Annotated in this window: 14 protein-coding genes and 1 other annotated feature; of the genes, 13 read left to right on the top strand and 1 reads right to left on the bottom strand. The window is 52.3% G+C overall.

Translation table 11 applies throughout. The features are described 5' to 3' along the window. Window positions 1-14 precede the first annotated feature (14 nt). From J2Z18_RS21405 to J2Z18_RS21420, 4 genes are all read left to right on the top strand, one after another. Window positions 15-887 (top strand): sugar phosphate isomerase/epimerase family protein, encoded by an 873-nt coding sequence (locus J2Z18_RS21405; RefSeq protein ID WP_007130354.1) that lies wholly within the window; start codon window positions 15-17, stop codon window positions 885-887. 25 nt (window positions 888-912) lie between these two features. Further along, the gene (locus J2Z18_RS21410) at window positions 913-1,947 is read left to right on the top strand and encodes a DUF6528 family protein (RefSeq protein ID WP_007130353.1); all 1,035 of its coding nucleotides are present in this window, start codon (window positions 913-915) and stop codon (window positions 1,945-1,947) included. A gap of 161 nt (window positions 1,948-2,108) precedes the next feature. Further along, complete coding sequence (gene infC / locus J2Z18_RS21415) at window positions 2,109-2,597, top strand: translation initiation factor IF-3 (protein ID WP_007130352.1); 489 nt, start codon at window positions 2,109-2,111, stop codon at window positions 2,595-2,597. 65 nt (window positions 2,598-2,662) lie between these two features. Then, window positions 2,663-2,929: a binding site (T-box leader), on the top strand. A gap of 74 nt (window positions 2,930-3,003) precedes the next feature. After that, entirely contained in the window at window positions 3,004-4,701 is a 1,698-nt protein-coding gene (locus J2Z18_RS21420; RefSeq protein ID WP_210095292.1) for a glutamine--tRNA ligase/YqeY domain fusion protein, read from the top strand. A 74-nt stretch (window positions 4,702-4,775) separates the two neighbouring features. Here the strand turns inward: J2Z18_RS21420 and J2Z18_RS21425 are convergent, their stop codons facing one another. Beyond that, a complete protein-coding gene (locus J2Z18_RS21425; RefSeq protein WP_007130350.1) occupies window positions 4,776-5,633 on the bottom strand; it encodes a pentapeptide repeat-containing protein in 858 nt (285 codons plus the stop codon). A 199-nt stretch (window positions 5,634-5,832) separates the two neighbouring features. Between J2Z18_RS21425 and J2Z18_RS21430 the strand changes: the two genes are divergently transcribed. The 9 genes from J2Z18_RS21430 to J2Z18_RS21470 all read left to right on the top strand — a co-directional run bounded on the left by J2Z18_RS21430 (window position 5,833) and on the right by J2Z18_RS21470 (window position 12,715). Then, complete coding sequence (locus tag J2Z18_RS21430) at window positions 5,833-6,258, top strand: DMT family transporter (RefSeq protein WP_007130349.1); 426 nt, start codon at window positions 5,833-5,835, stop codon at window positions 6,256-6,258. A gap of 44 nt (window positions 6,259-6,302) precedes the next feature. Further along, complete coding sequence (locus tag J2Z18_RS21435; protein ID WP_007130348.1) at window positions 6,303-7,004, top strand: Crp/Fnr family transcriptional regulator; 702 nt, start codon at window positions 6,303-6,305, stop codon at window positions 7,002-7,004. 47 nt (window positions 7,005-7,051) lie between these two features. Then, on the top strand, window positions 7,052-7,531 hold the full coding sequence (locus J2Z18_RS21440; RefSeq protein ID WP_007130347.1) for a DMT family transporter: 480 nt from the start codon (window positions 7,052-7,054) through the stop codon (window positions 7,529-7,531). Between the two features lie 2 nt (window positions 7,532-7,533). After that, the gene (locus tag J2Z18_RS21445; protein ID WP_007130346.1) at window positions 7,534-7,938 is read left to right on the top strand and encodes an NUDIX hydrolase; all 405 of its coding nucleotides are present in this window, start codon (window positions 7,534-7,536) and stop codon (window positions 7,936-7,938) included. Window positions 7,939-8,196: 258 nt separating this feature from the next. Next, window positions 8,197-9,441 carry an MFS transporter gene (locus tag J2Z18_RS21450; protein ID WP_007130345.1) on the top strand — a complete coding sequence of 415 codons (1,245 nt, stop codon included), beginning with the start codon at window positions 8,197-8,199 and terminating at the stop codon, window positions 9,439-9,441. Between the two features lie 218 nt (window positions 9,442-9,659). Next, on the top strand, window positions 9,660-10,112 hold the full coding sequence (locus J2Z18_RS21455) for a DoxX family protein (RefSeq protein WP_007130344.1): 453 nt from the start codon (window positions 9,660-9,662) through the stop codon (window positions 10,110-10,112). Window positions 10,113-10,139: 27 nt separating this feature from the next. After that, the gene (locus tag J2Z18_RS21460) at window positions 10,140-10,766 is read left to right on the top strand and encodes a TetR/AcrR family transcriptional regulator (RefSeq protein WP_007130343.1); all 627 of its coding nucleotides are present in this window, start codon (window positions 10,140-10,142) and stop codon (window positions 10,764-10,766) included. Continuing rightward, the gene (locus J2Z18_RS21465) at window positions 10,763-11,224 is read left to right on the top strand and encodes a DUF2269 family protein (RefSeq protein WP_007130342.1); all 462 of its coding nucleotides are present in this window, start codon (window positions 10,763-10,765) and stop codon (window positions 11,222-11,224) included. The genes J2Z18_RS21460 and J2Z18_RS21465 overlap by 4 nt, the downstream gene beginning before the upstream one ends. Window positions 11,225-11,500: 276 nt before the next feature. After that, window positions 11,501-12,715, top strand: coding sequence for a Bcr/CflA family efflux MFS transporter (locus tag J2Z18_RS21470; protein WP_007130341.1), 1,215 nt, complete (start codon window positions 11,501-11,503; stop codon window positions 12,713-12,715). Window positions 12,716-12,753 lie beyond the last annotated feature (38 nt).

Below are 12,753 nucleotides of genomic sequence, written 5' to 3' on the forward strand. Positions count from 1 at the left end.
AAGGAGGCTGGAGCATGACTTCACTAAAGAAGCAGCGTTCTGTCCTATCGGATCATCCTTCCAGGTGGCCGCTTGGAACATCGCTCTCGTTAAATGATTGGGCCGATGGTCATGTCGATATTGAAGCTGTTCAACAAGCCGGCATTAAGGTTATCGAGCTGGCTTGGCGAAACGATGCCTTCGATCTGTTCAATCCGGTGAATGAGCGGACCTGCAGATTTTGGATCGAGAATAGTCGAGAGCTTGGAATCAGCATTTGGACGCTGCATCTGCCTTATGGCCCCGCCTTCGATATATCGGCCGTCAGCGAAGCGGCTTCTGTCGAGGCTTCCCGCTTATTATGTCGGTTGATGCAGCTTGCCCATGAATGGGGCATTCCCATGGTTGTACTCCATCCAAGCTGGGAGCCAATTACGGATGAGGAACGTCCGCAACGGCTGGAAGCGTGCAGGAGGGCATTATCGGTGCTGGCAGATGAAGCGGAAGCGCTCGGCATACGGATCGCAGTTGAATGCTTGCCGCGCACGTGCCTCGGGAATTCGGGCCGGGAGATCGCAAGTCTGCTTGCAGCGGATCCTCGGCTCGGCATATGTTGTGATGTCAACCATCTTCTGCTGGAAGCCCCGGAATGCTTCATCAGAGAACAGGGCGAACGCATCTTCACGGTCCATATGTCGGATTGCGACGGTCGAGATGAAAGACACTGGATGCCGGGCATGGGCTCTATTCGGTGGAACGAGGTTTTGCGAGCATTGGTTCTGCACGATTACCAAGGTCCGTTTATGTTCGAGGTCCGCAGACCTGTTCCTTCGGAAGTGGCAGCTTGCTGGGAACGATTGATCGAAGGCTATGATCTTGCTTATCCGAAAGCAATCGAACTTCCGTGAACACATGATGAAAGGAAGGGATCGAATGAATAATCGGAAGAAGATGACATCCCGGCTGCGCCATTTGCTGCTCGCTGCTGGTATCTCTCTGGCTGCCCTGACTCTCTTTATTACCGGGGATAACCTAAGAATGAGCTGGGTGGACGCATCTTCGCCTCTCCAGGAGGATTATGATATCGCTATGAGCGATCAAGCGTCCAAAAAAATATTGGTGATGGACCCTGGCGTCTCTGATTGGAATGATTCCATGGCCGTTAAATGGTCTTGGGCACCCATTGCATCCAACGGCTTCGCTGAGTTTACCGCCTATTGGGGATTGCCGACGGAAGCACGGATTAGAAACAGCGATTTCTTCGGAACCCAGGTTATGCTCGTTACCGACTCAAGGGGATTGGCCGCGATTATTCCATATCCTGCAGGAAATTATAAGCTCTGGGCAGCGAATGTAGGCGGCAATCCCCACTCCGCCGAACTTCTGCCCAACGGCAACATTGCCGTTGCAGCAAGCACTGGAGGCTGGGTACGGATTTATACATCGTCTCAGAGCTGTCATTCAACGACATACGCAGAGTATCGTTTGGAGAGCGCTCACGGCGTATCTTGGGATCCGCATAATGAAATATTATGGAGCCTGGGAAATGGGGCGATCGTTGGGTTGAAGGTAGGGGGAACAACCGCGAGCCCGACGTTGACCGAGCATGTTCGACTGGATGTTACCCGCTTGAACGGGCATGACATACAACCGGTGTATGGAGACCTTGACCGATTGTGGGTGGCATCGGGTGGGAAGGTATATCAATACGTCAAATCGACCAATTCGCTCGATCTTACGTATGCGGGAGCTGACGAGATCAGCCGGGTGGGCGTAAAGGCTGTCGGTAATCAGTCATCAGGCCAGGTGGTGCAAACGGTCGCGGATGTCGCGAAGAATCCGGTCGGCGGCTGTACGCTTTACACGTGGTGTACGGATTCGGCAGACTTTTTCCTTCCGAGTGCAACGCGTACCAAGACCGGTGCTGCATTCTACAAAGCACGGATACTGAATCCTAACTATCAGTAGTTGAAGATAGCCGGGATCGAGAGCCCATATCCCTTTCAAAAGCTCGACTAGTGAGGAGATGCTGCTGAGGATCGTTCAAGCGATGTGCTTGGGCGATCTTTTTTTGCCGGGTATGGTATGCTATCCTTACGTATCAGGATGGATCTGAAGGAGGCAATCGGATGTTGATGATGAACGAGAAAATAAAGGCACGCGAGGTTGAACTGACGGGACTCGACGGCGAGGACCTCGGCATCATGCCACGGGACGAGGCATTAGCGCTGGCGAAAGCGAATAAGGCGGATTTAGTGTGCACTTCGCTGTTCAGCAGCCCTCCGCCATGCAAGCTGGTCAGCCGAGGAATGGCCAAGCAGGAGGCCGCGAAGGAGAAGAAAGGACAGAAGCCGGCCAGCGGTCCGATCAAAGTGAAAGAATTTCGCCTCACCGTACATATCGAGGAGCACGACTATGATACCAAGCTGTCCCAAATGCAGCGCCTGCTTGAATCGGGCAAGGCGGTCCAGCCGATCATCCGCATTCAGGGCAAGGAGGGCGATGCCGCCCGGAAGCTGCTGGAACGGTTGATCCACGATCTGGCCGGGAAGGGAACGAAGGAAACCGGCATCCAAGTGAGCGGCAAGCAGGCGACGGTGAAGCTGCTCCCGGTGTAAATGCCACCAGGCGTGCAATTCCATGATTTACTTTTGCGTTCTTTGATGATACTATAATTCAAATTATAAACGCGATGAAGAGAAGAGTAGACGAGTCAGGATTCCCTACAGAGAGCCCCAGCAAGCTGAAAAGGGGCGGGAAACCCTTCGTTGAACCAAGCCTCTGAGCGGCGCATCGGAACTTGTGGTTTACATAAGCAGATGGTGCGACAGGAGCTCCTGTTATAGAGCTAGGGTATAAGCCGTCAGCCGATGGCCGTACCTGATGAGGCCGGTATCGTGAGATATCGGCAAATAGGGGTGGCACCGCGAAATCAAATCTCGTCCCCAAGACATTTGTCTTGGGGGCGGGATTTTTTGTCGTTCCAGAGGAAATGAACATGTTAATTTAGAGGAGGTTGTACCCATGAGCACTGACAAAAGAAACGCAGCTATGAAGTCCGACTTTCTGACGGACATTGTGCGGGAGGACATCGCGAGCGGAGTGTACAGCAGGCCGATCGCGACGCGTTTCCCGCCCGAGCCGAACGGTTACCTTCACATCGGAAGCGCATATGCCATCCAGGTTAACCATTCGATCGCTGACAGGTTTGACGGCAGGTTTAATCTGCGCTTCGATGATACGAACCCGCTTAAGGAAGACGTTAAATATGTGGAGGCGATCAAACAGGATATTGAATGGCTTGGATTGAAGCCGGATGTATATTTCGGATCGGATTACTCGCAGCAAATCTGCGAGGCCGCAATCAAGCTGATTCGCAAGGGCAGGGCCTATGTCTGCGACCTTAGTCCGGAGCAGATGACTGCTTACCGGGGAACGCTGACCGAGCCGGGGAAGGATAGTCCATACCGAGGCCGGACGGTGGAAGAAAATGAGTCCTTATTCAAGCAGATGAAGAATGGAGAGTTTGCAGCCGCCTCGAAGGTGCTTCGGGCGAAGATCGATATGGCATCGCCTAATCTCAATTTGCGGGATCCCGTACTGTACCGGATTATCCATGCGGAGCATTACCGAACCGGAAATGAATGGTGTATCTACCCGATGTATGACTTTGCCCATCCGATCCAGGATGCCATTGAAGGGATTACGCACTCCTTATGCTCGGCAGAGTTCAAGGATCACCGCCCGCTGTATGAATGGGTACTGAGGGAGCTTGATATTACGGAGCCTCCCAAGCAGAGGGAATTCGGCCGGCTGAATATTTCGGGAACGGCTACGAGCAAGCGATATTTGAGGGAGCTGGTTGATGGGGGTTATGTCGACGGTTGGGATGACCCAAGACTGCCGACACTGCAAGGGTTGCGCCGTAGGGGCGTGACTCCGGAAGGGCTTCGACGATTTCTCGAAGAGCTTGGCGCGCTAAAAAATCCTAGTACCGTGGACTCGGCGATGCTGGAGCACTTTGTCCGCCAGGATTTGAAGATGCGGTCCCTGAATGCCATGGCTGTGATGCACCCGCTGAAAGTGGTCATCACGAATTTTTCGGCGGACCGGACGGAAATGCTTGTTCTGCGGAACCATGAAGGCGATGAATCCCTGGGAACCAGGAAAGTCCCGTTCACCAGGGAACTGGTGATCGAACGGGAGGATTTCATGGAGGATCCGATCGCAGGGTTTCACCGGCTGTCGCCGGGGCAGGAGGTGCGGCTGAAGGGAGCTTACTTTATCCGCTGCGAGGAAGTCGTAAAGGACCCGTTAACCGGTAAAATAACCGAGCTGCACTGCACCTATGACCCGTTGACACGAAGCGGAAGCGGGTTCAACGCAAGGAAAGTCAAGTCGACGATTCACTGGGTATCCATGAGTTGCGGGATCCATGCAGAATTGCATCTGTATGATCGCCTTCTGAAGGAGACCGCTGTTTTTGCAGAATCCGGCAACGATTGGAAGGAGCTCCTGAACCCGGCATCGTTGATTCGGGTGGAGAAGGCTTTTCTTGAGCCGAGCCTAAGCAATGCCTCTTTCCATCAAACCTACCAGTTCATCCGACACGGCTACTTCTGTCTCGATAACAAGCACGCCCATTCCGGGCATCTTGTGTTTAACCGCGTTGTGCCGTTGAAGGATTCGTGGAAGAGGCAGAACAGCGACATGTTCAAATGACCATGTATGCGATGCATTAAGCTTTGCGAACGCTAGGAATAGAGTTGCATTCGCTGCATTCCATCGGGAACGTATTAGGCTGGCCAATGCTCAGGATGCGTTAACGAAGGCGGGAGCTTCGTGCTCGCATCCCCGATGGCGGCTTGGACTTGGGCTTGGGTTAGGAAGAGGCATCCGGTCAGATTGGCTCCCCGAATGTCCGCATCCCGGAAATCCGCGCCGATCAGATCGGCTACCCTCAGATCCGCGCCGCGCAGATCAGCTGCGATGAGATAAGCCCCTCTCAGATTGGCATATCGAAGATCGGCGCCCTTAAGCTTGGCGCCGATCAGATCCGCACCCCGGCCGCCGATGTTCTTCCTGACGGGAGGACCGGTGTGCTTACGGCGGGCATTCTCCCGGACAAGCTCGCTTGTCCGAAGCAGGAGCAAATTGACTTCGGCCCGATGAGCTGCCACATCGAGCTTCAGCAGAGCTGGCGGAGGGAGAAGCGTCATGCGCTCGGTCTCCTCCAGCGCTCGTTCGATATCGGCATGAATTTCTTGCGCCGGCTGTTGTTCCAATGCTTCGCTTAAATACCATAACAGCTCGTGGAGCTGCCGCATTATCGGGAATACCTCGAACATTTCCTTGGCGGTCTCAGTTGACTGCCGCCAGTCGCGTCTCTGGTAAGTAAGCTGGGATACCTTCTGTCCTGCGCCAAAGCAATCGAACACGGTGCAGCCGCGGAAGCCCTTTTGTCTAAGATGATCGTGGATGGCGCAGCGGAAAGCGGCTCTCAGATTGCTGCAGGGTGTTCCGGCGTCCTTATTCACCGCAAAATCCGATGATGCCGCGAAGGGCAGCGCCACGCAGCATAAGCCGAAGCAGCTGGAACAGTCCGATTGCAGACTATGCCGCAGCGATTCGGATGAGGTTTGTTTGTTCGTCATGAATGATATGAATCTCCTTCCACATGGGCGATGAACATGAATACATAGATTCTATTTTAGACCATAGAGAGGGTAAAGTCATAGATGCAATCGGAGTTTTATCATTTTCGCCCCATTTAGGACATATGTCCTTTTCCCCAATGCCGGATATACTCTTTAATAATATACAGATCAATTACGACGCGAGGAGTTTATACGCATGAGAGGAATTGTATTTGCTATACTGGGCGGTGCATGCATAACGCTGCAGGGTGTGGCGAACGCAAGGATCAGTCAGGATATGGGAACATGGCCGGCGGCATCCGTAACGCAGCTGACGGGGTTTTTGATGGCATTGGTAATTTTGTCGTTTGTCCGTGACAGCAAGCAGTATTGGGTTAGGCAGGTCAACCCGCTGTATGTATTAGGAGGCGCTTTGGCGGCACCGATCATATTCAGTGAAGTTACCGCGATCCGGCATATCGGGGTAACCTTGACGATATCGGCGCTGTTGATCGCACAGCTGAGCCTGACGTTCGTGATTGACGCCGGCGGATGGTTCGGCGTGGCCAAGAAGAGGATTACGGCAGCTCAATGCATTGGCATTGCCATGATGATCGCCGGTGTGCTGTTCCTTAAAATGTAGCAGCAAAGGACAGAATCATGAACAGATGGGAAGTGAACTGATCGATGAAAGAAAGTCGCGATCCGGAACGCCTGCGTTCCTTAATTCGCGAGCACCAGATGGAGCATGTGTTCCCGGAAGAACTGGAGCCCCATCTGCTGCTGTGTGAGTACGAACAGGGAGAGAGCATTTGCAAGCAGGGGGAGACCGCTGAATACCTTTATGTGCTTGTTGGAGGGAAAATCAAGGTGTTTACAACGTCACCGGAAGGCAGGGCGCTCATCCTGTCCTTTAAAACGCCGCTGGAGGTGATTGGTGATATTGAGTATATTCAAGGAAATCCATTCATCAACACGGTGCAGGCGGTGATGCCTTCGACCATGGTTGCCGTTCATCATCGTTGGCTGAATAAATACGGTCAGTCCCATCCGCCGCTGCTGCAGTTTCTGTTGCAGATCGTCACCCGCAAATTTTATATTAAGTCCAATTTTATGAGCTTTAATCTGATGCATCCGGTGGAAGTTCGTCTGGCCAGTTATCTGCTTTCGGTCTCGCAAGGCGATTCCGGAGCGTTCGCAACCGATCCTCCAGATGTCTTCCAGCTGTCAGATATTGCGAATCTGCTCGGGACAAGCTACAGGCATCTGAACCGGGTGATTCATAAATTTTGCAAGGACGGCTTGATCGAGCGCCGCCGCGGCATCATCCTGATCAAGAATCGGGAGAAGCTGTTCGAGGTGGCCGGGGGCAATATTTACGAAGAATAAATGACCGCTAAGAACGCCATATGAGGAAAGTGAAGGAGGAGCGGAATGTGGCCGGAGGATTGGTATTGGCGCTTATAGCCGGCGCTCTGGTAAGTCTGCAAAATATATTCAACAACCGGGTTAATGCTGCCACGGGACTATGGTCAACGACAACATTGGTGCTTGGATTGGGCTTTGCTGCATCCTTCATCATAAGCTTGGCAGTTGAGGGTACCGCCACCTTCCAGCTGGACCAGATGAAGCCCTGGTATTGGATCAGCGGGGTCATCGGCGTAGGCGTGGTGATCTGTCTGGTTCAAGCTACGAAAATGCTCGGACCGACGTTCGCCATATCGATTGTCATGACGTCACAGCTCGGGTTCGCCCTCTTGTGGGATTCCATGGGATGGCTCGGTCTTGCTAAGGTTCCTTTTACAATAAACCAGCTGATTGGAGTTCTGGTTATCATCGGCGGCATTCTGGTGTTTAAATTAGGAGGATCACAAGAGAAGCAAGAAGCTCGAAAAGTTCGCGAAGGAGGAGAGTAAACATGGGATCGATCATTGATAAAGTCGCATGGCTGCATGTGGTTGACGGACGCATCTTATGCGCCCGTTCCAGAGGCAAGGATACGTACTATGTTCCCGGCGGAAAGCGTGAGGCCGGCGAGACGGAGCTCGAAACGCTTGCCAGGGAGATTGAAGAGGAGCTGTCCGTTCGGATACAACCGGAAAGCGCCGTGCACTACGGAACCTTCGAGGCGGAGGCTCATGGTAAAACCGATGGAGCCATCGTGAAGATGTCCTGTTATACGGCAGAGGCGGACGGAGAGCTGTCGCCAGCCTCGGAGATCGAGGAGCTGGCATGGTTGACATATCAAGATAAAGGACGTGTGTCCGAGGTGAGCCGGCTGATCTTCGAGCGGTTATACGAGACCAAGCAGCTGAACGATTAACCAGAGAACGATGATGCATTTAAGTCTAAAAAAGACGCCTCCGCGGAGGCGTCTTTAATCATTAGATTTAGAACGTACGTTCGATTTAAGGAACATTTGAATCAAACGGGGTCTTATTCGATTTTCATATTATTAGTATAAACGAACGCCTAATATAAGTCTATATTTTGCCAGGAAATTATTTTATAGTAGGTGATACCCGGCCGGGAAGTCAGAGCTTAGCCATCGCGTTGTATAGCTAAAGGGAGCCTATTTCTTATGCAAATTCGATTATGGAATACCAATTTAAAAGTTCGCTTATTTGGCGAAGCGCTGTTCAATATGCTCGTGTGGATGTACTTTCCGTTTATCGCGGTTTATTTCGGGAATGCGTTAGGAAATGATATCGCGGGGATGCTGATGACGGTTCCCCCGTTATTCAGCATGGCAGGGAGCTTGATCGGAGGCGCTTTGGCGGACCGGATCGGACGCCGTCCCGTCATGCTGACGGGCGCTGCGCTCCAAACCTTGATGTTCGCCGTATTCGCCTTGTCATCTTCCCATTGGCTCGATTATGCGGCGTTTATTGCCATTGGCTTCGGCGGTGCCATTTATCGGCCGGCCAGCACGGCCATGGTGGCGGACCTGGTTCCGGCACAGGACCGGCGTCAAGTGTTCGCTACGTTCACGACCGCCAATAATATCGGGGCAGTGTTAGGCCCGGCGCTTGGAGCGGTATTCTTCTTCCATTACCGGCAGGAGCTGCTGTGGACCTGCTCGTTCATCCTGCTGCTGTATTTCATCGCTATCTATTTGATCGTTAAAGAATCCATGCCGCCTGGGGAGGGAAGCGCTGGCCGTTCAGCAACGGTTGGCGAAATATGGAGGGAGCAGTGGAAGGGATACGGCGTTATTTTTCGCGACAAGGTGTTTCTGGTGTACATACTAGCAGGGATATTCGCGCTGGTAGCGATTATGCAGCTGGATTTGTATTTAGCCGTCTACGTCACGAACTACGTGCCTGCTCAGGCTTTGTTCTCCTGGGAGGAGGGCAAGCTGATGCTTTCGAGCACCGAGATATTGGGCTGGCTGCTCGGCCTGAACGGTCTCTTGTTTGTGCTGTTTATCCTGCCGGTAACCAAGTGGCTGCGCCATTGGAAGGAGCGCGACGTATTCATTATGTCATCGCTGTTATCCGGATTAGGGACGTTTGCCCTCGGCTTCAGCACCAATCTATGGTTCTTGTTTATCGTTACGATCGTGTTTACATTCGGCGAGATTGTCCGCTCACCGGTCATGCAAAGCTTTATCAGCCATTATGCTCCGGAGCATGCAAGAGGACAATACATGGGCGCTGACAATCTGCAGTATACGATCGGGCGATTTTTGGCGCCGGTCACTGTGTTTTTATCGGCGTGGATTCCGCCAATGGGAATATTCAGCCTGATCCTGCTGTCAGCACTTATTAGTGTCGTTCTATACGTACATTTGTTCAGAATATACCCCGCCTCGTCAAAACAATAGATGGTCCCATGCCGGATAGATTGGGGAATCCTCCGGGCAATCAAACAGATCAAATCAAAGCCGTCAGATTTACAGCTTGCTTATATGTCGTCGCGGCGATCGCATGACATTGTGAGCGGGTTGTAAATTTGGACGGCTCTCATTTATTGTCGTTCGTATTTACAAACCGATGGTCGGTATATATAATAAGGAGCAAAGAGGATGAGGAGTTGGTGGAGATGGCACCATTTATAGGCATGGTCATTTCGTTTCTCGTTTTTCGGTCACTCGGTTTAGCCGGCTGGGAGTACATGAACGACACCGTCATATCGCTTCGCTTTGCAGCAGCGGTGATGCTGCTGATCGCCGCGTCGGCTCACTGGGGCAGAATGCGTCCCGATTTGATTGCGATGGTACCGCCATGGATCCCGAAGGCGGGGATGATCGTAAGTTTGACAGGCATTTTTGAAATAACGGGTGCCTTTCTGCTGCTCTTCCCGTCGACGACAACGATAGCAGCAACCTTGCTGGCACTGCTGCTGATTGCCATGTTTCCAGCTAACATGCATGCAGCCCGTCATAAGCTCAAGCTAGCGGGCAGGCCGGTTCCACCGATAGGGATCAGAACGGTTATTCAAATCGTGTTTATAGCCGCTATATTAATTGCAGGCTGGCTGCCTTCGCAAGGATAATGCAGTACCTATAAGGAGGAATCGCATATGAAGCAAGAAGAACGCCGAGAGCAAACGCAGCACATCCTGCTGGAAGCAACAGAGGAATTGATTCGGGAGAAGGGCTGCAGTCAAACGACGTTGACGGACATTATGAAGCGCACCGGACTCTCCAAAGGCGCGATCTTTCATTACGTCTCCGGCAAAGATGAGCTGTATATCAATGTATTGAAAGCGAAGCTCGCGGAATCAAACGAACGGTTTATGAATGAAGTAAACAAGCAGGGGAAGAAGAAGCAATTTGAAGGACCCATGAACGCCATCGCGCATGGAATGACGAAGCTGGAAAGCCGCGATGACGTCAGCAACCAGATTTTGATGTATTTGATCGGAAAGAGCGATCAGCCGGGGATTGCCGAAATTGTAGCCGGGTTTTACAGGGAATCGACGGCCACCTCGAGGAAGTGGATCGAGACCGGGCAGGAAGCGGGCGTAATTCCAAAATCCATCGATGCCGAGCGGACGGCTGAGCTGTTCGAATTGCTGTCTTTCGGGCTGCGGGTACGGGGATTGATCGGGGCCAAGAGCGACGTCTTCGGTACGAACGAGTACGAGGATTTTATCATCGGTATTCTCCAGCCCGGAGAAGCCGGGAAGGGGGGCAGGAGCAGATGACGGTATGGCTGTTTCTTCATATAACCGGAAGCGTGCTGTTTGTCGGGAATATCATAACGGCAGCGTTCTGGAAGGTAAGGGCCGATATCGAGGGCAATCCGTCCCACATCCACCGGACGGCGAAGAATGTGATGCTGGCCGACTACGTGTTTACCCTTCCGGGATTATTGCTGCTTATCGTTTCCGGCATCGTAATGGCTGGTCGCTCCGGATTCGGGATTGGCGGAATGAATTGGCTCACCGCATCGCTTTTCTTGTTTGGCGTGACGGGGCTGATTTGGGGAGGCGTATTGATCCCTTTACAGAAAAGCATGATCAGGCATAGCGGGCATTCCGTAGAATGCGGAGCGGTCACGGCAGGGTATAAGAAGGCCTCAAGGTATTGGGCGATATTCGGAACGATCGCAACCCTGCTTCCCCTAGCCATCCTTTATTTTATGGTGTCAAAGCCATTTTGATAGAAGAGATGGTCAACTCGTACTCCGCTAGGATTCCATGTAAGGAAAAGGAAGGAAACTGAATCATAAGAAGAAGGCGAGCGCACGGTAAAACATTACCGTGTGTTTTTTTTATAACGAACACTTAACAAAAAGAACGGAACCCCTTATAATGGTCAAAGTCTTGTCGTCCGGGAACCAACATGCTTGAGCATGCATTTACTTGCTCGGCAAGCTATGGCTTGGCTGTTACATTCATAGTTTAAGCTAAATTCTTCGTAAAGGTGTTTGATACGCATGCTTCATAATCCAACAGGAAGAGAACGCCTCGGCCTAGCATTTCTACTAAGTTTGCTGGGGATATTGGGACCATTCAACATCGATATGTATCTGCCCAGCTTCCCCGATATATCGGCTGACTTGGGAGCGCGAGCCTCACTGGTGCAGCTGAGTTTGACTTCGTGCTTGATTGGTCTGGCTTTGGGACAAATGATCGTGGGTCCAATCAGTGACGCACGCGGAAGAAGAATGCCCTTAATCATCTCTTTGGGGCTGTTCGCATTGTCTTCTCTGTTTTGCGCGCTTGCCCCGAATATTACGACACTGATTATCGCTAGATTCTTGCAGGGATTTACTGCTGCTGCCGGCCTTGTCATCTCCCGTGCTGTCGTGCGGGATGTGTTCAGCGGCAGGGAGCTGACCAAGTTCTTTGCGCTGCTGTCGGTCATCAATGCCGTTGCGCCGATGGTCGCCCCAATGTCGGGCGGAGCGATTTTGCTGCTTCCATCCGCCAGCTGGCATTCGATCTTTTATTTTCTAAGCTTATTCGGTCTGTTTATCGTGCTCACCATTACGCTGCGGTTGAAGGAAACCTTGCCGCCCGAGAGACGGATGTCAAGCTCGATTGGCCACTCGATAAAGACCATGGGGGATCTGTTCAAGGATCGTTCCTTCATCGGATACGCCTTGACGGTCGGCTTCATCCACGGCGGGAGCTTTGCTTACGTGTCAGGCACTCCGTTTGTATATCAAGGGATATATGGTGTATCCCCGCAGGTGTTCAGCATTCTGTTCGGCATCAATGGCCTCGCGATCATCTTCGGCAGCTTTCTGATCGGACGCTTCGGCGGCATCATTCCGGAACGGACATTGCTGCGCTTCGGCGTATGGACGGCGGTAAGCGCAACTTCATTGCTGCTTATCATGACGGCGATCCGAGGTCCGCTGGCCCTCATCGTCATCTTAATCTTTATATACATGATCACGATCGGAATCGTCGCAACCAGCACATTTACCTTGGCCATGGAGAAGCAGGGACATCGGGCTGGTAGCGCAAGCGCTGTGCTTGGATTGGTACCGTTATTGCTGGGCTCGGCGGTATCGCCCCTGGTCGGCATTGACGAGACGACAGCCGTTCCGATGGGAGCGGTGTTGTTCGTCACCTCGTGCCTTGGCGCATGGGCGTTTACCAAGCTGACAAGAGCGAACGGGGATGGAGCATCGGCAAGCTAAAAAATCCCTCGAATGACATTTCGTTATCCGTTGCAAAA

The sequence above is a fragment of the Paenibacillus lactis genome (assembly GCF_017873605.1).
GTDB classification, from domain to species: domain Bacteria; phylum Bacillota; class Bacilli; order Paenibacillales; family Paenibacillaceae; genus Paenibacillus_AQ; species Paenibacillus_AQ lactis.

Excerpts from the sequence above, each read along its gene's own strand:
- J2Z18_RS21405 (WP_007130354.1), top strand. The coding sequence starts at position 15 with ATGACTTCACTAAAGAAGCAGCGTTCTGTCCTATCGGATCATCCTTCC.
- J2Z18_RS21410 (WP_007130353.1), top strand. The coding sequence starts at position 913 with ATGAATAATCGGAAGAAGATGACATCCCGGCTGCGCCATTTGCTGCTC.
- infC (WP_007130352.1), top strand. The coding sequence starts at position 2,109 with ATGTTGATGATGAACGAGAAAATAAAGGCACGCGAGGTTGAACTGACG.
- J2Z18_RS21420 (WP_210095292.1), top strand. The coding sequence starts at position 3,004 with ATGAGCACTGACAAAAGAAACGCAGCTATGAAGTCCGACTTTCTGACG.
- J2Z18_RS21425 (WP_007130350.1), bottom strand. The coding sequence starts at position 5,633 with ATGACGAACAAACAAACCTCATCCGAATCGCTGCGGCATAGTCTGCAA.
- J2Z18_RS21430 (WP_007130349.1), top strand. The coding sequence starts at position 5,833 with ATGAGAGGAATTGTATTTGCTATACTGGGCGGTGCATGCATAACGCTG.
- J2Z18_RS21435 (WP_007130348.1), top strand. The coding sequence starts at position 6,303 with ATGAAAGAAAGTCGCGATCCGGAACGCCTGCGTTCCTTAATTCGCGAG.
- J2Z18_RS21445 (WP_007130346.1), top strand. The coding sequence starts at position 7,534 with ATGGGATCGATCATTGATAAAGTCGCATGGCTGCATGTGGTTGACGGA.
- J2Z18_RS21450 (WP_007130345.1), top strand. The coding sequence starts at position 8,197 with ATGCAAATTCGATTATGGAATACCAATTTAAAAGTTCGCTTATTTGGC.
- J2Z18_RS21455 (WP_007130344.1), top strand. The coding sequence starts at position 9,660 with ATGGCACCATTTATAGGCATGGTCATTTCGTTTCTCGTTTTTCGGTCA.
- J2Z18_RS21460 (WP_007130343.1), top strand. The coding sequence starts at position 10,140 with ATGAAGCAAGAAGAACGCCGAGAGCAAACGCAGCACATCCTGCTGGAA.
- J2Z18_RS21465 (WP_007130342.1), top strand. The coding sequence starts at position 10,763 with ATGACGGTATGGCTGTTTCTTCATATAACCGGAAGCGTGCTGTTTGTC.
- J2Z18_RS21470 (WP_007130341.1), top strand. The coding sequence starts at position 11,501 with ATGCTTCATAATCCAACAGGAAGAGAACGCCTCGGCCTAGCATTTCTA.